The organism is Corynebacterium epidermidicanis (assembly GCF_001021025.1).
Classification (GTDB): Bacteria; Actinomycetota; Actinomycetes; order Mycobacteriales; family Mycobacteriaceae; genus Corynebacterium; species Corynebacterium epidermidicanis.
In genome coordinates, this window is sequence record NZ_CP011541.1 from 1,247,682 (window position 1) to 1,266,778 (window position 19,097).

At 57.7% G+C, this 19,097-nt stretch carries 18 protein-coding genes and 1 tRNA gene; 8 read left to right on the forward strand and 11 right to left on the reverse strand.

Annotated features, from left to right (window positions below; translation table 11 throughout):
• Window positions 1-80 precede the first annotated feature (80 nt).
• Together CEPID_RS05855 and CEPID_RS05860 are read right to left on the reverse strand one after the other, a co-directional pair.
• Window positions 81-440, reverse strand: coding sequence for a hypothetical protein (locus CEPID_RS05855; protein ID WP_047240161.1), 360 nt, complete (start codon window positions 438-440; stop codon window positions 81-83).
• Window positions 441-617: 177 nt separating this feature from the next.
• On the reverse strand, window positions 618-815 hold the full coding sequence (locus CEPID_RS05860) for a helix-turn-helix transcriptional regulator (protein ID WP_047240162.1): 198 nt from the start codon (window positions 813-815) through the stop codon (window positions 618-620).
• A gap of 162 nt (window positions 816-977) precedes the next feature.
• Here CEPID_RS05860 and CEPID_RS13305 point away from each other — a divergent pair, with 162 nt between their 5' ends.
• Both CEPID_RS13305 and CEPID_RS05865 read left to right on the forward strand, forming a co-directional pair.
• Complete coding sequence (locus CEPID_RS13305) at window positions 978-1,565, forward strand: hypothetical protein (protein WP_158408029.1); 588 nt, start codon at window positions 978-980, stop codon at window positions 1,563-1,565.
• Window positions 1,537-2,724, forward strand: a complete 1,188-nt coding sequence (locus CEPID_RS05865; protein WP_158408030.1) for a tyrosine-type recombinase/integrase — start codon at window positions 1,537-1,539, stop codon at window positions 2,722-2,724. The genes CEPID_RS13305 and CEPID_RS05865 overlap by 29 nt, the downstream gene beginning before the upstream one ends.
• Window positions 2,725-2,787: 63 nt before the next feature.
• On the opposite strand, the gene CEPID_RS05870 is transcribed toward CEPID_RS05865, so the two are convergent.
• The 4 genes from CEPID_RS05870 to CEPID_RS05890 form a co-directional block, all read right to left on the reverse strand.
• Window positions 2,788-2,861: transfer RNA gene (locus CEPID_RS05870), tRNA-Pro, on the reverse strand.
• 87 nt (window positions 2,862-2,948) lie between these two features.
• Entirely contained in the window at window positions 2,949-3,890 is a 942-nt protein-coding gene (locus CEPID_RS12910; RefSeq protein WP_083984400.1) for a TIGR00730 family Rossman fold protein, read from the reverse strand.
• Window positions 3,887-4,270 (reverse strand): YchJ family protein, encoded by a 384-nt coding sequence (locus tag CEPID_RS05885; RefSeq protein ID WP_047240164.1) that lies wholly within the window; start codon window positions 4,268-4,270, stop codon window positions 3,887-3,889. Before CEPID_RS05885 ends, CEPID_RS12910 begins: the two co-directional genes overlap by 4 nt.
• A complete protein-coding gene (locus tag CEPID_RS05890; protein ID WP_047240165.1) occupies window positions 4,267-5,433 on the reverse strand; it encodes an alpha/beta hydrolase family protein in 1,167 nt (388 codons plus the stop codon). Before CEPID_RS05890 ends, CEPID_RS05885 begins: the two co-directional genes overlap by 4 nt.
• Before the next feature lie 258 nt (window positions 5,434-5,691).
• Here CEPID_RS05890 and secA2 point away from each other — a divergent pair, with 258 nt between their 5' ends.
• The 5 genes from secA2 (at window position 5,692) to CEPID_RS05915 (ending at window position 10,844) form a co-directional block, all read left to right on the forward strand.
• Window positions 5,692-7,974: an accessory Sec system translocase SecA2 gene (gene secA2, locus CEPID_RS05895; RefSeq protein ID WP_047240166.1), complete on the forward strand. Its 2,283-nt coding sequence runs from the start codon at window positions 5,692-5,694 to the stop codon at window positions 7,972-7,974.
• Window positions 7,975-8,099: 125 nt separating this feature from the next.
• On the forward strand, window positions 8,100-8,531 hold the full coding sequence (gene odhI, locus CEPID_RS05900; RefSeq protein WP_047240167.1) for an oxoglutarate dehydrogenase inhibitor Odhl: 432 nt from the start codon (window positions 8,100-8,102) through the stop codon (window positions 8,529-8,531).
• Between the two features lie 163 nt (window positions 8,532-8,694).
• A complete protein-coding gene (gene ftsR / locus CEPID_RS05905; protein WP_047240168.1) occupies window positions 8,695-9,459 on the forward strand; it encodes a transcriptional regulator FtsR in 765 nt (254 codons plus the stop codon).
• A gap of 2 nt (window positions 9,460-9,461) precedes the next feature.
• Complete coding sequence (locus CEPID_RS05910; protein ID WP_047240169.1) at window positions 9,462-10,052, forward strand: bifunctional nuclease domain-containing protein; 591 nt, start codon at window positions 9,462-9,464, stop codon at window positions 10,050-10,052.
• 273 nt (window positions 10,053-10,325) lie between these two features.
• Window positions 10,326-10,844, forward strand: a complete 519-nt coding sequence (locus CEPID_RS05915) for a MerR family transcriptional regulator (protein WP_201775220.1) — start codon at window positions 10,326-10,328, stop codon at window positions 10,842-10,844.
• A gap of 432 nt (window positions 10,845-11,276) precedes the next feature.
• Here CEPID_RS05915 and CEPID_RS05920 read toward each other — a convergent pair whose 3' ends face one another.
• Genes CEPID_RS05920 through CEPID_RS05940 form a run of 5 tightly spaced genes read right to left on the reverse strand, consistent with a single transcriptional unit; the run spans window position 11,277 to window position 17,397 of the window.
• The gene (locus CEPID_RS05920; protein WP_158408031.1) at window positions 11,277-12,593 is read right to left on the reverse strand and encodes a vWA domain-containing protein; all 1,317 of its coding nucleotides are present in this window, start codon (window positions 12,591-12,593) and stop codon (window positions 11,277-11,279) included.
• Window positions 12,594-12,649: 56 nt separating this feature from the next.
• On the reverse strand, window positions 12,650-13,534 hold the full coding sequence (locus CEPID_RS05925) for a hypothetical protein (RefSeq protein WP_047240172.1): 885 nt from the start codon (window positions 13,532-13,534) through the stop codon (window positions 12,650-12,652).
• A gap of 1 nt (window position 13,535) precedes the next feature.
• Entirely contained in the window at window positions 13,536-14,591 is a 1,056-nt protein-coding gene (locus CEPID_RS05930; protein ID WP_047240173.1) for a hemolysin family protein, read from the reverse strand.
• Window positions 14,588-15,967 carry a hemolysin family protein gene (locus tag CEPID_RS05935; RefSeq protein ID WP_047240174.1) on the reverse strand — a complete coding sequence of 460 codons (1,380 nt, stop codon included), beginning with the start codon at window positions 15,965-15,967 and terminating at the stop codon, window positions 14,588-14,590. Before CEPID_RS05935 ends, CEPID_RS05930 begins: the two co-directional genes overlap by 4 nt.
• A 38-nt stretch (window positions 15,968-16,005) precedes the next feature.
• Window positions 16,006-17,397 (reverse strand): DEAD/DEAH box helicase, encoded by a 1,392-nt coding sequence (locus tag CEPID_RS05940; protein WP_047240175.1) that lies wholly within the window; start codon window positions 17,395-17,397, stop codon window positions 16,006-16,008.
• 186 nt (window positions 17,398-17,583) lie between these two features.
• Between CEPID_RS05940 and CEPID_RS05945 the strand changes: the two genes are divergently transcribed.
• The gene (locus CEPID_RS05945; RefSeq protein ID WP_047240176.1) at window positions 17,584-19,083 is read left to right on the forward strand and encodes an SLC13 family permease; all 1,500 of its coding nucleotides are present in this window, start codon (window positions 17,584-17,586) and stop codon (window positions 19,081-19,083) included.
• Window positions 19,084-19,097 lie beyond the last annotated feature (14 nt).

Consider the following 19,097-nt stretch of genomic DNA (forward strand, 5'->3'; position numbering starts at 1 on the left):
AATCCGTAAGGAATCGTTTGTTCTCTGTATCGTCTCGCTGGCTGCAACCATGCGGGGCGATTTTTTCTTGCTTGGGGCGGTCACTTGGTTAAGGCCCCCTTTTCAAGGCGTGCGAGTTCTACCGCAAGCGAAGAAATGAGTTCGCAGGCTTGGGAGGGGCTGAGGGCAATGCTCATAGGGGCTTGTCCTGGGTGATAGTTCACGGACACGGTGATTTCGGCGAATCCGTCGGTAGGGTCGGTGAACGTTTCGACAACGAGCCCAGTTGTGTTTTGCTCGGCCTGGATCTGGTCGAGAGCGTCGTAAATCTCCTCTAGAGTTTCGTCTTGGAAGTAGCCATTTTCATTGGCGTATTTGCTGTGTAGTTGCTCTGCTGCCCATTTGATAGATGTTGCTGGGGATTGGCTCAGTAGTGAGTCTGTACGCCTGTAGTTTTTCATGGGTAATTCCTTATGCATGGATTTGGTGCGTGTTAAACGCTTTGAAAGATCGAGACGATCCGGATTCGGTTCTGGCGTTGTGGTATGCGAATGCAAGGCCCAGAGGGGCTTGGTCGTCATTTGCTGGATGTGATGGGGGTTCGCAAAGGTGACGATCGGTCATTGCCTGGTAGTCGATCACGCGGATGCCTCGATCTGATCGGTCAGCCATGCGTCTACGTCAGTTTTGCGGTAGTAGACGCGGCCCATGATGCGAACGAATTTGGGGCCACGGCCGCGGCTGCGCCAAGTAGCGAGGGTGGTCTCAGGGAAGCCGCTGAGTTCCGACAATTCAGCGGGTCGAAGCATGGATTGGAGTGATTCCAGGGTGGTCATGAAGTCTCCTTGAAATGGGTTGAGATGGCTACCTATGCCGTCTCTCTTGAAATGAGATCGAACTCTAGCTAAGCTTCGATCTGTCTAGAATGATACAGCATAGGATGCCGTATCGTCGATCTGGACTTGAAATAACTCAATAGTGCAGGTGAAGATAGACGAATGACCTGGCATATCAAAGAAATCAGTGCAGACACCAATCACGGCGAAGCACCTCAATTCTTCGATGAAGAGCCACGGCAGCCGATTGAACGCGAGTCGCTTAGCGGGTGGCTAACGGTGGTCGGCTTACATGGAAACTCAGCCCAATTCGTTGTCGAAATCGAACTTTCCCAAGGGGATCCGACGATTAGAAGCATCGAATTCACCCCGGTGGATGGTCGTATTACGGCTACCCATCTTCGTGATTTTCATATGAATGAACTAATGGATGAAGTGAATTCATTTCTGGATCGGGAATTTCCCCGAAAAGTGGAACCACGATATTCAGTTAACCTATTGGCATTACGCGCTGAATGGCCGCATGGTGATCTAAGCAAGCTATTTCCACTGGTTGAGTGGGTATACAATGGGGCGATTTCCAAGAGAAAGCCCGCAACCCTGGAAGTCGCAAGAAGGTTTGGTGTCTCCCGTGCTACGGCCTCTCGGATGGTGGCAGCTGCCAGAGCGGCTGGACACGAACTTTCTTCACCTGCACCTTACAAAGGGAGCAGTGGAAACAATGGCGAGGCCAAAACTAGCAATCGGTGAAGTCGGAGAAATCACCACCAAACGAATCGGGCACCGTAACTGGGTTGCGCGCGCTCGGGTTGGCACAATCGCCGGTAGATCAATTCAGATAAGCAAGTCAGGGGTAACTGCTCGGGACGCCCGACAGAACCTCGAGAAAAAGGCTCGCAAAGTCGCTTACATGGGCGGTGACGCGCCAATAACGGGAAAGAGCACCCTCGAGGAACTAGTGACCGTAACGCTCGACAAGATGGAGCAATCCGGCACGAAACGCCCACAAACGATTCGGGGCTACCGGAAAGCAATCGCCACGATACAGGGCACGCACGGGGATCGGAAGATCTCTAACCTGCAACTGCATGAGTGCCAGTCGGCAATCCTCTGCAACTGGATTGAAGATGTCGCGAAGCGTGCCCCGTCGGCGGCACGTAACTGCAAGGTGGTGCTTAAGGCATCGTTCGAGCACGCGATGAAGCTCGGGATTGATCTGTGGCAGGTGAACCCGGTGGAGGCGGCCACGTTGCCATCACGCCCGGCTGAGAGCGCCGTCGAGCTGAGCGACGAGACCCTGAAAGGTATTCGTGAGAGCGTCGCGGCGTGGCAGACGGACCGTAAGCTCATGCCGCTGTCTCTTATGGTTGAGCTATTGATCGGAACAGGTATGCGCCCCGGTGAAATTTTGGCGCTGAAATGGGAGGATGTGGACCTCGAGGCCACTCCCGCAACGCTTGTTGTGGCGGGGACAGTAATCGAGGATGAAGGGCGTACTTCGGTGCGCCAGGACTTGCCTAAGACTGAGCGGGGTTTCCGGCGACTAATGCTCCCCAGCTGGCTGGTCGTTCAGCTGGAGGAGTGGCGCGGTCTAGCTACGTCGGAAAAGATATTTCCCTCGAGGGCGGGGACGTGGTACTCACTGGCAAATGTGCGCCGGGCGTTCCGTGAAGCACTGGAAGGGACGGCATACGAGGGGTGGCAGTTGAAGGGGTTCCGAAGTGGTGTCGCTACTCGCATTGCTCGAGAACTCGGGCCTGAGGAGGCGGCGCGCCAGTTGGGGCACACCTCCCCGGTGGTTACGGATCGGCATTACATTGCGAAGTGGCATGAGGCGGGGGATTACACGGCGACGTTTGATCGCATGGCCCCAATTTCAAAGCGTGCGGTAAACGTGAAATCGGAGTAGTTGGGGAACAGGAAACGGTCAAACAAAAAACACCATCTGCACTGTTCAGGTGGTGTTTTCGTGTCGGGCTGACCGGATTTGAACCGACGACCCCTTGACCCCCAGTCAAGTGCGCTACCAAACTGCGCCACAGCCCGTTGTCCAGATTCTCCGGTCTAGCTCGGGGCTAGCGGGAAAACTGAACTAGAAATATAAGATACCGTATCGGAAAACCTCGGCAAAAATCAGTCCCACTTAGCGGCCGACGGCTGCCAACCGTGCAAGAGTTGTAGCAGCTCAGTAGGGGTGTCGGCAACGATGAGGTTGTCGGCGAACCGGCTGGCGATAAAACCTTGGTCCACCATGTCGCGCACCATGGTCAGCATGGGGGCCCAGAAGTCGCGCCCGTAGAGGGCTATGGGTTTGCGATGGAGTCCGAGGATTTGCCAGGTCCATGCCTCAAAGAGTTCCTCGAGGGTGCCGGCACCGCCGGGCATGGCAATGAAGGCGTCGCAGCGCTCAGCCATTGCCATTTTCCGTTCGTGCATATCGGCTACCACTACCAGCTCACTGAGATCTTTATGGGCAATCTCGCGGTCGACGAGGTGCTGCGGGATGATTCCGACCGCACGGCCGTTCTCGGCCAACACTGCGTCCGCGATGCTCCCCATCAAGCCGACGTGCCCGCCGCCGTAGACCATATCGATGCCATTCTCGGCCATCGCGCTGCCGAGCTGTTGTGCCCGAGTGGTGAATGCGGGCGAGTTGCCGCTAGCAGAGCCACAGAACACGGTGATGGCATTGATGGCCGGAGGGAGAGTAGGGAAGACGGCGTCGGCAAGCAGGGGTGCGAGTGGCACCTGGGGAAGCTGGGGGTTGACCCAACACAGCTCGGCGATCTCATTGGCTGGAGTCGGTGTTTCGGTACATACGGCCTGAAAGACGGTGGACCGTAGGGTGGCGTCTTCGTTCGCAGCTAGAGTTTCGAAGTCGCCGAAGTGGGTCACCCGGGTGAGGCGTATCCCGAGTTCTTCGCGAACTTCGCGGTGGAGTGCGTCGAGGGGGAGCTCGTCGGGCTCCAGTTTTCCGCCTGGGAACATGAAGAATTCGGTGTCGCGTTTGCGGACTGTCAAGACATCACCACGAGCATTGCGGATAATTGCTGCAGCAACAGTAATTGTGGTCATACGAATTCTCCTTGCGTGTAAATCCAGCAACCATCGACCTTGGTAAAACTCGAGTTCTCGCGCTGGGAGCCAACGGTGCCACCAGCCCGGTAAAAGGCTTCGAATTCGACGGTGCCGTGCGTATCAAATGGTCCACCGCCGGTAGTGTGCAAAATATTGAGGCGGAAGAACTCGATCGAATCATCGAAACCCAAGGTTGCTGGCCGGGAATCCTCGTGCCAGGTCTGCAGCAGGTAGTCGGCGTTGTGGGTAGCGAAGGCGCTGAATCGTGACCTCATGAGCGCTTCAGCGGTAGGGGCGGCAGCACCTCGGTGATAGCGACCACAGCATTCGCCGTAGCTCAGCCCCGAGCAGCACGGGCAGCGGTCGGAATCGTTCACTGGACGGTGTCCTGAATCGAGGCTCCGAGCAGCGCTTGCACCCGGCCACCGGCTACGGCCGCTGCCAATTGGTTGCGCTGATCTTCGTTCAGTTCGCCAACCAGTGTGACGACACGGTTGATCGTCTCTCCATCGAGGGAGACATCGACCTTGACGTCTTCTAGGGTGCGGATACGGTGGGCCAAGGCGGCTTCACGAATGTTCTGGTTGGTATCGGCCGCCAACGCCGCCAACAGCAGCGAGGTGGGTGAGGCAGCTGTGTCCTTGCCACCGTTTTCTTTCGTGCGGTCCACGAAGTGCCTGCGGGAGCCGGCATCGACGTAGCCGGAATACTTTGTGGCCTTCGTCGAGTGCGCCTGTGCGACGTGTTCGCCGAGGTTAATCGGGTCGTCACTACCTGGTTCGGGCTTAATGAAATTGCAGAACCAATGGTAAATCAAGCTTGCTGCATATTGGGCGGAACCCTCCCTGGTCATCAGGTGGTCCACCTTATCGAGGGAAACGAGCGACTTGGGGTAGCGAGCTACCAGGTAGATCTTTTGCGCGGAATCAATGCCTACCGTTTGATCGATTGGGGAGTGTAGAATCAGGAGTGGCTTGCGCAGCTTACCGATGTAAGATTCCGGATTGATCTCAGCTAGATCTTCGAGGAACCCCCGAGAAATTGTGAGGTCACGGCCACCCAACGTGACGGTCACCGCGTCGTTTTCGTCGACCTCACTGATCTTGTCCGCAAAGTGCAGCACAGCGTGCGCCGGGTCGAAGGGAGCGCCCATCGTGGCCACCGCGCGAAGCGAAGGGATGTCTGCGCCAGCGCGCAGTGCCATCGCGCCGCCGAGAGAGTGTCCGATTAACAGCTGCGGAGCCGCATAGTTGTCCGCTAACCAAGCGGCGGCGGCCTTGAGATCTTCCACGTTCATCGAAAATGAAGTATCGCCGAACTCGCCCTCTGATTGCCCAAGTCCTGGGTAATCGAAACGCAGGCAGGCGATGCCGTGTTCTGCCAGCCACTTGGAGGTTCGAGCAGCCGCTGGGGTGAATCGAGAACCAGCGAAACAGTGCGAAAACAGTGCATAAGCCTGAGGGATGGTGTCAGGCATGTCGAGGGTGGCTGCTAGTTGGTAGCCAGCGCTGCTCGGAAACTTCACGCTGATTGATTCCATGTGGTGCGCCTTTCCGCTGGTGGGGTGGCGGTTGTGGTTTTTCGATGGTGGGATAGACCACCGTCGATGCCCACAACACCCCGATGTTAAATAATTTTTAGCCTAAGAATTAACAGCTGTTTATTGGTGCGTATCCCCACCTTACTGCACAGCAAACTGGGGTTTCCATCAGTTTGCCCGCGGGATGGCGGTGAGGTTGCTCAAGCTGACTAAACTGAGGGGGATAAGCTCACACTTTGATTAGAGGAGACCACCGCGATGGATTGGTTATGGAAAGCTCTCGGCGGTAAATCGGGACGCAACCAGAAGAAGAGCCAAGCGGTCGTCGCTAAAGCGCAGTCGGCTGCGCAAGCGTTGGCTGAGCTCGACGATGCAGCGTTGGCTGATCGCGCCCGCGCATTGACATCGCAAGGTGAGCTCGCTGATCCGGCTGAGTTTCTCGCCGTGCTCGGTGTGGCCACCCAGCGCACGCTCAAGATTGCGCCTTTTGATGTGCAATCCCAGGCGACGCTGCGTCTCCTGGAGGGCGATGTGGTCCACATGGCTACTGGCGAAGGCAAGACGCTGGTCGGCGCGATGGCCGCCACAGGTTACGCGCTGCTCGGCAAGCGGGTGCACGTTATTACTGTCAACGACTACTTGGCGCGACGCGACGCCGAGTGGAACCGCCCGCTAGTGGAGTTCTTCGGCCTGACCGTGGCATCCGTGACCGAGGGGATGATCCCGGAGGAACGACGCGTGGCCTACGCTAGCGACGTGGTCTACGCTCCAGTCAACGAAATCGGCTTTGACGTGTTGCGGGACCAGCTCATCACGCGACGTGAAGACGCAGTACAGCGGGGTGCGGATGTCGCCATCGTCGACGAAGCAGACTCCGTGCTTGTCGACGAAGCGTTGGTCCCACTCGTCCTCGCAGGAAGCGTCCCAGGTTCTGCCCCCACCGGGCAGATCACGCACATTGTCCGCGGGTTGACTGAAGACAATGACTTCACCATCGATGACGATCGCCGCAATGTGTTCCTCACGGAAGCGGGCGCGCACAAGGTCGAACGAGCCTTGGGGATAGATTCGCTGTATTCCGATGAACATGTCGGTACCACGCTGGTGCAGGTTAACCTCGCTTTGCACGCCCGAGCCTTGCTCGTGCGAGATGTGCACTACATCGTCCGCGAAGGGAAAGTGCTGCTCATCGACGAATCCAAGGGCCGCGTGGCTGATCTACAACGTTGGCCAGACGGAATTCAGGCCGCGGTGGAGGCCAAGGAGGGCCTAGACGTAACTGACGGCGGGCGTATTCTCGATTCGATTACCTTGCAAGCGCTTCTGGGCCGGTATCCGCGGGTGTGTGGCATGACAGGGACCGCAGTAGAAGCGACGGATCAGCTGCGCCAGTTTTATGACCTTCGAGTTTCGGTCATCGACCGCAATCGGGAGCTGCAACGCTTCGATCAAGCCGATCGCATCTACGCGACCAACGTCGATAAAGAACGCGCGATCATGAGCGAAATCGCGGGACTGCACGCGAAAGGTCAGCCGGTGCTCATCGGCACTCAGGATGTCGCGGAGTCGGAACAGCTGGCGACCGCGCTGCGAGAGCAAGGCATTGAGTGCTCGGTGCTGAACGCTAAGAACGACGCCGAGGAAGCCCGCATCATCGCAGAAGCAGGCGACATCGGTCGGGTGACGGTTTCTACTCAAATGGCCGGTCGTGGCACCGACATCAGGCTCGGCGGCGCGGATGAACGCGACCGCGACGCGGTGGTGGAGCTCGGCGGTCTCGCGGTGATCGGCACGGCGAAGCATCGCTCGTCCCGTCTGGACAACCAGTTGCGGGGCCGCGCTGGCCGCCAGGGCGACCCGGGGTTGAGCATGTTCTTCGTCTCGCTTGAAGATGACGTGGTCGTCTCCGGCGGCGCCGGGGAGGACGTGACCTTGACCCCGCGTGCTGACGGCTTGATCGAAAGCAGTCGCGCCCAGCGCTTCGTCGACCACTGCCAGCGCGTCACTGAAGGTCAACTGCTCGAAATCCACGCACAGACGTGGAAGTACAACAAGCTCATCTCCGACCAGCGCAGCATTATCGACGCCCGTCGTGCCCGCCTGCTCGACACCGACCTAGCCTGGCAGGAACTCGCGGAACGTGCCCCCGAGCGCGCCGCCGAACTCATGGGCCTTCCGGAAGACATTCGCGTGCAAGCGGCGCGCGACATCATGCTCTTCCACCTCGACAACGGCTGGAGCGAACACCTAGCCCTGCTCGACGACGTTCGTGAGTCCATCCACCTCAAGGCGATCGCCCGCGAAACTCCAATCGATGAGTTCCACCGTATCGCGGTAACCGAGTTCAAGACCTTGGCACAGACGGCGGTTGACGAGGCAGTGCAGACCTTCAAGTCAGTGCGGATCGATGAGGACGGCGCACATCTCAGTGACGCTGGTCTCAACCGTCCTTCGGCCACCTGGACCTACATGGTGGGCGATAATCCGCTGGCAAACAAGGGTAAATCGTTGATCTCTGGCATCGCATCGATTTTCAAGTAAGTTTGATTGTTATGGGCTATCGTCGCAATATCTGAACCAAGCTGTGCCCGAGGTGCGGCAGATTCAAGGTATGATGGAGCCACTACTTTTGACAGGCAAGTTTTAAGCCCGGAGGTTTGAATAATATGAGCGATAACACCGGTATCCCAGACGCACAGGTCGAGACCACCTCTGTTTTCCGTGCCGATCTGCTAAAGGAGATGGAATCCGGCGCCGGGTCTACCCCTGCCGCTGCGGGCAATGACAACTTGCCTGCAGGTTCAGCGCTGCTGGTAGTAAAGCGTGGCCCAAATGCTGGCTCCCGCTTCTTGCTGGACCAGGCAACCACCACTGCAGGTCGCCACCCAGAATCCGATATCTTCCTCGACGACGTCACGGTGTCTCGCCGTCACGCTGAATTCCGCCTCAACAATGGCGAGTTTGAGGTCGTTGACGTCGGATCCCTCAACGGTACCTACGTTAACCGCGAGCCAAAGAACTCCCAGGTCCTTTCTACCGGTGACGAGGTTCAAATCGGCAAATTCCGCTTGGTATTCCTCGCTGGCCCGAAGGCGTAAAACTACCGGTGGTTCGGACGACGGGCGTCGACAAGCCCGAGCGCCGACCGCGCGCACGATAACTACACCACGAGGGTTTTGGCTCTCTCATTTGGTGTAGTTATTATTGTGCATTCCACCTTTTCCCTTTCCATCAGCTACGACGAAAAGACTAGTTAATCCCGTGAGCGCTGTACCGCAATCAGAAGCTTCTGGCACCTCCGCATTGGCCGTCCCAAAGAAGGTCAAGGCCACCAAGCCCAAGGCTCCGAAAACGATGTCTATTGGCGTGGTTCTGGAGCGCTTGCGGCAGGAATTCGACGATATCACCGTGTCGAAGATCCGCTTCTTGGAATCAGAGGGATTGGTGTCGCCTCAGCGCACTGCATCCGGCTACCGGCGTTTCACTGAAGCGGACGTGGAACGGCTGCGCTACATTCTGGTGACACAGCGGGATAACTACCTGCCACTGAAAGTCATTCGGGAGCAGTTGGAGGCGATGGATGCCGGTACCGTGACCTCGCTGCTGCGGAGCGAAGTAAGCCCGCTAATCAGCCCTGAGAACTTCCGAGCTCCTGTTGCCTCGCGCCTGACTGCCGAAGACGTGGCAAACCAAGCAAACGTCCGCCTGGAGACCGTGGCTGAGATGGTCAAAGTTGGACTGATCAAGGCTGACCTTTCGGGCTTCTTTACGGCCGATGACGTGCGCATTGTCTCTACGTGTATGGCATTGGAGGAATTTGGTTTCGACGTTCGGCAGCTGCGTTCCCTGCGTAACAGCGCTGTTCGTCAAGCAGATTTGATTGCGCAGGTAGCGGCACCGATTGCGCATTCGCGTAGCGACGTTGCTCGGGAACGCGCCGCAGAGACCTCGCAAAATATGACTGCGTTGGTTGTCTCGTTGCATGCTTCTTTGGTCAAGAACGCGCTACGAGACCAGCTGGGATAGCGATGGCGCTCATTCATGTCGACTACCTGGGGGTAAGCACTCTCGGGCCAGCCGAAAAAGACTGCATGGTCTTTTGGTGGGCCGAGCAAAGTCGGGTGCTGCCGATTTGGGTGTCCCCAGAAACCGCTGCGAACCTGCGCAAACGCCCGGTGTGGGAAGATGAATTCCGTCCGGACGCTGTGTTGGCACTTTCCGACCTACTTAACGGTGGGGAAGACAAAGTAGTTTCGCTGGCGATCTCGACTTATTTCCAGGGCACCTTCTATGGTCAGATTGAGTTTGAGTCGGGGCGCAGCATAGAGCTTCGACCTTCCGATCTTGCCGGCTTGCTCTTCTATGTGGAAGTTCCGATATCAGTCGAAGAAGCGACTTTGGTGGAAAACTCGGTGTACATGCCAATTAGCGAGCTCAATCGCACGTTCGACTTCATGGTTTCCGACGGCGTCGAGATGGTAAGCACTGGCACTGCTGTTGTTGAAGAAACTACCTTCCAGGCCGAATCCGAGGCACCGACCGCTTCCGACGACGACGATTTCGCGGCCTTTATGCGTGAGCTGGGGGTATCTGACGAAGACCTCGGTGGCCCACACTAATTCTCCCTGGTGCGCCGAAAGTAAAGTTTCCAAACGACACGCCTGTGATTAAAGGTGACAATGAGGCAGTCTTCGCCTAAGCTTCAAGCTAAGGTTGAAGGTTAAGGCCCGGTGCCCAGGAATGCTTGACGACGGCGCCCCCTTGCCTAACAATAGGAACATCGCACGTTTTCGCTTGGGACCACTCGCCCCTAAGCGAAACTACAAGGGAGAAATTACGTGAATAGCCACAACGACAATGCGCGCCGTCCAGTGCAGGAATCCCTGTTCGACATGGGCCCCGACCAGGAGGTCGGCTACCGCGTGCCAATCGCATGCCAGGTAGCGGGAATCACCTACCGACAGCTCGACTACTGGGCGCGCACCAAGCTCGTCGTGCCTTCCATTCGCGGTGCCAAGGGCTCGGGCTCGCAACGCCTGTACTCTTTCAAGGACATTCTTGTGCTCAAGATCGTCAAAGGGCTCTTGGATACTGGCATCTCGCTGCAGAATATTCGACTGGCCGTCGATAAGCTGCGCGACCTTGGTGTCGATGACCTCGCCAACATCACCCTCGTCTCTGATGGCACCACCGTGTATGAGTGTCGCTCCAACGAGGAGGTCATTGACCTTCTCGGCGGCGGACAGGGCGTGTTCGGAATTGCAGTCCCCGGCATTATGAAGGAACTCACGGGCACGATTTCGGCCTTCCCATCCGAGCGTATCGACGGCATGGATGACCAAGAAGGCAAAGTCATTACCCTCGGAGATGAACTCGCAGCGCGTCGTCGCCGTCGGGTGGTAGGCCAGTAGATATATGGGCTAGGGCGCACTCAAGCTCTGCCGGCGTACTTCCAGCCACGTCAACTTCTCCCTGACGTGGCTGGTTTTTCGTCTTTGAGCCTTGGTTGTTGGTTAAGGATAGAAAAATGTGTCCGGTCGGTGTTTTGCCGGCCGTGAGGTCTTGCTGCACAAGTGCTATGTCGTCACATCGGTGTAGTCCGACTACATAGAGCAGCGTTTTTTGATGAATAAAATCCCACAGCAGTAGTCCGACTACTCCCAAGGGACGACATAGACGGCATACGGCTCCCCGGCAACAATACATGCTGGTTTTAGGACTACTTCGTTGCAGAAATCGCGAATCAAGGACACGAATTTCTTTACCTAACTCCTGGTTCTAGCTGGCCATGCTGCACGGGGATCCAAAACGCGAGTGGCCTCGACCCCACCAGGGCTGCGGAGCTAATTGACGAGACCAACCGCCTTGCGAACAGCGTTGGTGATGTCTGCATCATTCGGGGCCTTTAGCGCCGGTTGTGCGCGTTTCGCCAGCTCGGCGTCCACGCCTTCTGCGCCTACGTGAACGACCGCGACGCGTGACGCTAGCGTTCCACTGAAACCAGGGGCATCAGCTGTACCACTGGTTACAAGGAGAATGCGCACTTCGCGACCGGTTTCGCGCTGGTAGTCGGCAGCCACTTGGTCTGCGGCGGTTAGCGCTTCCACTGTGTTTGGCACGCCACCGCTGCCAAGGGCACTGACTGCGTTGGCGGCATTGATGCCTTGGCTGTCATCGATGATTGAGACATTATTTCGCCAGCTCTTGGTGACACCCAGGCTCAGCGGGGAAGAGTAGTTCCACAAGCCGATCCGTGCTCCAGCAGCGCCCAGGTCACGAGCGGTATCGGCGAGTGCTGTCTTCACCGCTGGAAGATGCGCAGCCATCGAATTGGAGGTATCCAACACGATCAGCGTGTCAGTATTTGCAGGTAGCGCAGCCGAGGTCTGTGCAGGCTGGGGCGCGGGTGCCTCGGTGGCAGCTTGACCTGCACCAGCCTGATCCGACGTCGGGAACTTCAGGGCGGAAACTACACCAGGCGTAGCTCGGAGTCCTTTCGAGTCCACGAATTTAGCAAATTCCGCTGCGCCTCGGGCCTGCTCTTCGGTGACCTTCTGCGCGGTTTGTAGTGCCACGACGCGTTCCGGCCAGGCTTCCCGCGGAGTAGCTGCGTGAAAGGAATACCCCGGAGGCATAGAAGCATTGGACAACGCAGCAAACGGCTTGTTTTGAGCTGCAACCTGGTCAAGAGATTCCAACGGCGGCCACTGATTGCTTCCGCGAAGAACAGCAGCCACGGCAGCAGCATCCGACTGGGTAGACACCAAAGCGGCATCCTTGAGGTCTGTGGCCTGCGGGCCAGCTGCCACGCCGACGTCGATAAGCTGGGCGGTTGGCCAGTTCTGGGTGGCGGCGGTCCGCTTCGCCTTCTCGAGGCGTTGCTGCGTGTCAGCATCGGTGTGCGCTGTGAGCGCGAAGGCTGCGTCCGCCAGCTCTACCTTTTGAAACCCGGTGACGCAATAGTCTTGGGTTTTGGGGTGAGTAGCGAGGTAGTCGTCGAAAAGCTGCTGCGGGGCGGAGGCGTCGATGAGTGCGTAGGGGATCGTGAGGTCCCCACGCGGGCACTCGGCGGTGGTGTCGTGTTGCTGCGCGGTGGAGTTGCGCAGTAACAGCCAGGCCACCAAGGCAACGACGAGCACGAGGGCACCAATAACCCACATGATTAACTCTTTAGACACCCCAGAGTTTGATTGTGGTGAACGGTGACGGCCCATCGTTACTCCTTTACGGTTGCCAAGGCGGGGGACAGTACTGCTAACAAATTCTGCCTCAAAACTGCAGCTCGTTGGCTTAACTGCCGTTGGCGTGTCACGTATTCGGCTTTGCCTTCGGGCGTTTCGATCGCGACCACGCCGAGGCCTAGCGGTCGGCAATCGTAGGGAGAGGCTTCCATATCGAGGCGTCGGCACTCTTTAGCGAGCTCGAAACAGTCCAGCCACATAGACCCTGGGATGAGTGGGCCAAGTTTATACGCCCATTTGTACAGGTCCATTCCTGCATGCAGGCAGCCGCGTTGGTCAAAGTCCGGCTGATCCTCCCGAGAAAGCACCCGGAAATTGAGGGAACGCGCCGGAGGAGTGAAGAACCGGAACGCGTCGTAATGCGTGCAGCGTATCGAGTGATTTTCCACCACTTGATCAGTACCCGCAGGCCCCAGCCGTAGCTGCAGGTCATGGCGAGTTTCTGCGGATCGATACACCATGGCCCACTCGTGCAAACCAAAGCAATCGTAGTGCGCCGGGTTGGTCTCGGTGCGCTGGAAGAGGTCTTCGATATAAGCAATCGCTTGACGACGCCGGTCGATGAAACCAACCTCATCAACGGTAACCGCTTTGCCATATGGCGTGTCGACAACATGATAGTCACGCCAGTTCAGGTGCGGCGGTTCGCTGGAGGCGCCGTCGAGAAGCAAGGCGGTACCGACGCCGGGGTTCCATTTCGCGAGGGTCGCTGGCTTGATGGGGTAGTAGTCGAACAGGAAGTCCCAGACAGGGTGCTTTTCGCCTGCTCGGCGGCGAGCTAGATGCTCTTTGGTCAGGTCGTGTGCGCGATCCTCATGCGCACGCAGGAGGGGTTGCCATTGCTCAGGGGAAAGCAGCATGCTAGTCGGCCTTATGCGTCCAGTCGCGGACTGTACCCACGTACTCCTCGATCAAGTCCTCCAGAGTCAGCATGCCCACGAGCTTGCCTTTGTCACGCACCTGGGCCATATGGGCGCGACGACGACGCATCAAGGCCACGGCCTCATCCATCGTGGTAGATAGCTCAATCGTGGTCAACGGGCGCAGGCTGGCTTTCGGGAGGACCGTCTCGCGCGGAGTGGAGCTGCTCACGCGGTCGAGAATGTCTTTGATGTGGACATAACCGATCGGGTTGGACGTCTTACCCATCACCGGAAAACGTGAGAAGCCGGTGGAGTTGACGGCATCAACTAGCGAGCCCAGCGTCGGACCCTGGGTGCCAAAGTGCAACACCTCGGCCTTTTCCATTGGAATGAGCACTTCGCGGACTGTTCTATTATCCGAGCGTAGTGCATTGGCCAGGCGGGTATGTTCTTCGGCATCCAACAATCCCTCCGAGCGGGATTCGCGGATCATCGTAGCCAATTGTTTCTGGTCCACTGTGGCGTCGAGCTCGTCCTTCTGCTCAATGCCAAACATTTTGAGGGTGAGCCGGGCGATCGTGTTCATCGCGTGAAGCAATGGGCGGGTGACGCGGACGAACATCATATGCGCAGGCACCAGTGCCAATGCCACGGTTTCGGGTCCCACGATGGCGATGTTCTTAGGCACCATTTCGCCAAAGAGGATGTGCAAAATCGTGACGATCAGCAGCGCGACCGCGAAGGATACCGGATGCAGAAGTGGGTCTGGAAGGCCGGCCAGCTGGAAAGGCTTCTCCAGTAGGTGGGCGATAGCTGGTTCACCTACTTTACCGAGGATCAGCGAACATACCGTGATGCCAAACTGGGCACCAGCCAGCATCATAGACAAATCCTCGCTCGCCTCAATGACCGCGCGGGCTCGCATTTTTCCTTGCGCGACGAGCGCTTCCAGGCGGTCACGTCGGGAGGTGATCAAGGCGAACTCTGCGCCCACGAAAAACGCATTGGCGGCGAGTAGAAGGACTGTTAACAAAGCTGCGGTAAAGAAACTCACTTCATCATCTCCGTAGCTTCTTCGTTACTGACCGGCTGCAATACCACGCGGTCAACGCGGCGACCTTCCATCGAGGTGATCAATGCGGTCCATCGCCCCCGGATTCCCGATTCGAATTCGCCGGAAAAGTCATTTTCCGGATCCGGAAGCAACACGAGGTCGCCTTCGACCGGGATACGGCCCAAGGTGGTCATGATGAGGCCTCCGAGTGTTTCATAAGGGCCTTCCGGTGGGTAATAGCCAGTCGTTTCTGGAAGATCGTCTACCCGGGCCAGTCCGTCGATATCCCAGGCCGCGCCATTTCGGACAAACTCGCGATCGGCGTCGTCGTCGTATTCGTCGTAGACTTCGCCGAGAATTTCTTCGACGACGTCCTCGATCGTGACTAGCCCCGCGGTACCGCCGTATTCGTCGGCGACGAGTACCACCTGCGAACCAGCGGAACGCACCGCGTTGAGGACCGCGTCTCCGTCAAGCGAATCCGGGATCACTGGAACCGGGCGGGCCAAGGTGCGCAGCGTTACGGTGCTGCGCTGTGCTGGGTCGACGGCGAACGCGTTTTTGACGTGGACCACGCCGATGGTGTTGTCCAAGTCGCCGTCGATAACCGGAAACCGCGAGTGCCCGGTTTCGCGGGCGAGTTCGAGAAGGTCAAGCACGGTGTCATCAACGCTCAAAGCCTCAATTTTGGCGCGCGGCGTCATGAATTCTTCCGCGGTGGATTCGCCGAATTCTAGAGAGTTACCCAGCAGTACCGCGGTGGATTTGTCAAGTTCACCATGCTCCGCGGAGGTCCGAACCAGGGATTGCAGCTCTTGGGGAGAACGCGCCGACGCAAGCTCGTCGACAGGCTCGATGCCGAATTTCCGGAGCACGGCATTAGCCGCCGAGTTCAGCCCCACAATGAACCACTTGAAAACCAGATTGAAAATATGCACTGGTCGGGTGACCCCGCGAGCCGTTTGGATAGGCAGCGTGATCGCGATATTTTTAGGGACCAGCTCGCCGTACACCATCGATAGCAGCGTCGCGATGAGCATCGCCAGCACTAGGGCCGTTGGCTGGGAGGCGCTCGCGGAAAGACCGCACAGCTGCAGGAGCGGTGTCAGGTACTGGGACAGGATAGGCTCGGCAAGGAAACCTGTTGCCAGCGTGGTGATCGTGATGCCTAGCTGCGCGCCGGAAAGCACGAACGACAAGTTGTTATAGTCGCGTTGTACTGCGCGGGCCAACGCATCGTTCTTGGTGGTTACGTGCTGCTCAACAGTGGAACGCTCGATGCCACTCAACGCGAATTCGATTGCGACAAAACAGCCGGTGCCCGCGGTCAGCGCGATAAAGCCCAGCAATGACAAAATGCTCATTAGGATTTCCATGTGTGGCTCCTAAGTATACTGCCTGTCGTTCCTCGCGCTTAGCGGGAGTTACGGCGTGGCCCGCGCTGGTTGCGAGGGCGCGCTATCGGCTCAGTACTTGCAGCTTTTCGACGCCGCCGCGGCCCAGAGCTTTCACCGGCTTTGTGCGTTGGCTGTGCCTGATTAGCGTGGTCCTGTTTGCCTCGTGGTTTCCTGGACTTGGTGCGTGTACCTTGCGCTGGTCTGGCTTGTGCCGCCTGCTGGCCCGGTGGCGGCAAGGGTTTGCCGGATGGGGTGCGGGCGCCGGTTAATTCAATTAGCTTCGCAGAATTGGCCGTAACCTCGAATTCCTTCGCGTTCACCCCAGCTTTCTTGATGAGGGCTTCGACTTCCGCACGCTGTTCGTCCAGGACGAGGGTAACTACCGCTCCGGTGGTTCCAGCGCGAGCGGTACGTCCAGATCGGTGCAGATATGCTTTGTGCTCAGCCGGTGGGTCGATGTGCACCACCAGAGAGACCCCGCTGATGTCGATGCCACGTGCAGCAATGTCGGTGGCTACGAGCACGGGGATGTCCCCGGAGGTAAAGCCCTCAATTGCGGACGTACGGGTGTTTTGCCCTTTATCGCCATGGATACCAACGGCATTGATGCCGACTCGTCGCAGTTTCTTTACTTGCCGGTCAACGCCGTGCTTGGTGCGCATGAACATGACCGTCTTGCCCGCACGCGCCGCGATGGCCACCACAACATCGTTGCGGTTGTCCCGATCGCCGACGAGCAGCCGGTAGTGGGCCATCGTGTCGACTGCAGCTTGAACCGGGGCGGTGGAGTGGGTGATGGGATTCGTGAGGTAGCGCTGGACTAGCTTGTCCACGTCACCATCGAGGGTGGCAGAAAAGAGTAGACGTTGCCCATCAGCGGGCGTGAGGTCGAGTAGCTTGCGAACTTGTGGCAAAAAGCCCATGTCCGCCATGTGATCGGCTTCGTCGATCGCGGTAATCTGCACGTCATCGAAGGAAATGATGCGTTGGTTAATGAGGTCTTGGGCCCGTCCCGGCGTAGCTACCAGGAGGTCTACCGGCCTAGCGAGCGATTGGATATTGCGGTTGATGCTCACACCACCGACCACATCCAAGACGTGCAGTCCAAGGGCGGCAGCTGGATCGCTCAGGCGTTCGCGGATCTGTGCGGCCAATTCTCTCGTCGGCGCGAGGACTAGTCCGCGAGGATGCCCCGGGCGGGAGGCACCCGTCGTAGCCAGCTTGGTCAGCATCGGCAGCCCGAAGGTGAAAGTCTTGCCAGAGCCGGTGGGGCCACGACCGAGGACATCTTTGCCCGCGAGGGCATCGGGGATTGCGGCGGCTTGGATCGGGAAGGGGGAGGTGATTCCTTGGTCGTTGAGGACGCGCACGATCGGCAGCGGCAGGCCAAGGTCGGAAAAAGTAGTCATTAAGTATCGAGTGTAGCCTGGTCGGGCGGTGTGACCAATAACCTAGCTTTTCTGTGCACCCCGCATTGGTAGGTTCATCCGTGCGAGTTATAATCATTTTGTTATTTATTGCGGGCGATCGCTGCGTGGAATGTGTCTAATAGGCGACCAGCCTGCACTGACCTCAACGCCAAAAGGAGCGTCCCCGTGTCAACTTTCGTTTCTGCCGCGCCTGAAAAGGCCGCGAAGAAGAAGCCAACCTTCAAAATCATCTGGTTTATCCTCTCGTTTGTCACACTTGGAGTGGTGCTTGCGCTGCCAATTGGCGGAGATTTGTCCTGGCAGGGACAAATCGCGTTGGCCGTGTTGGCGTTCGCAGTGATCATGTGGGTGAGTGAGGCGGTGTCCTATCCCGTCAGCTCGATCCTGGTTATTTCCCTGGTCGCAGTGCTGATTGGTGTGTCGCCAGATCCGAAGAAGCCAGGCGAGATCATGGGCACCGACGAGGGCCTCAAGATGGCGCTTGGAGGCTTCTCGACGTCGTCAGTTGCCCTTGTTGCTGCCGCACTGATGCTTGCTGCCGCCATGCAAACCACTGGGCTGCACAAGCGTTTGGCGTTGTATGTCTTGAAGATTTCTGGGGAAAAAGTCTCTAATGTGATTATCGGCACGATCGTGATTTCCATTATTTTGGCGTTCTTCGTGCCGTCGGCAACTGCGCGTGCTGGTGCGGTCGTTCCGATCTTGTTGGGGATGGTCGCGGCCTTCGGGATGGATAAGCGCTCTAACCTGGGCGCCATCTTGATCATTACGGCTGCGCAATCGATTTCGATTTGGAATGTTGGCATTAAGACTGCAGCAGCTCAAAACTTGGTTGCGTTAGGGTTCCTACAGTCGAAGACGGGACAAACTGTTTCGTGGGGTGACTGGTTCCTGTGGGCCGCACCGTGGTCTTTGTTGATGTCGGTGGTGCTGTACTTTGTGATGCGCGCCGTGATCAAACCAGAGGTAGATACGATTGCCGGCGGCAAGGCCAATGTGATCCAGCAGTTGAATGAGCTCGGTCCAATTAGCGGGGCAGAGAAGCGTCTGATTGGCATTTCCGTCGCACTGCTGGCCATGTGGGCAACGGAGGACTTGCTGCACCCGCTCGATTCCGCAACCGTCACGATCATCGCGATTGCATTGCTGCTGCTCCCGGGGATCGGGGTGTACAACTGGAAGGTTCTCGAGCCTCTGGTGAACTGGGGAACGTTGATCGTATTCGCCATCGGTATCTCGCTGGGTTCTGTCCTGTTGAAGACGGGTGCCGCCGAATGGCTTTCCAAGCAGATCTTCGGATCGCTGGGGCTGGAAGACAAGCCCCTCGTCGCCACCATTGCCCTCGTGTCGGTGTTCACCATTTTGATCCACCTTGGTTTCGCTTCTGCCACGGCGCTCGCTTCGGCGTTGATTCCTGTCTACATTGCGCTGGCGCTGACGCTACCTACCCCTGACGGCGGTATCGGCTTCGTGGTGATTCAACAATTCGTGATTTCCTTCGGCTTCCTGCTGCCTGTGTCGGCACCACAGAACATGTTGGCCTACGGTACTGGAACATTCACCTCCAAGCAGTTCCTGAAGTCGGGTATTCCGCTGACCGTCATCGGCTACCTACTGATTGTCCTTCTTTCGGCTACCTACTGGAAGTGGCTCGGCTTGGTTTAAGTACCTTGCTGCGA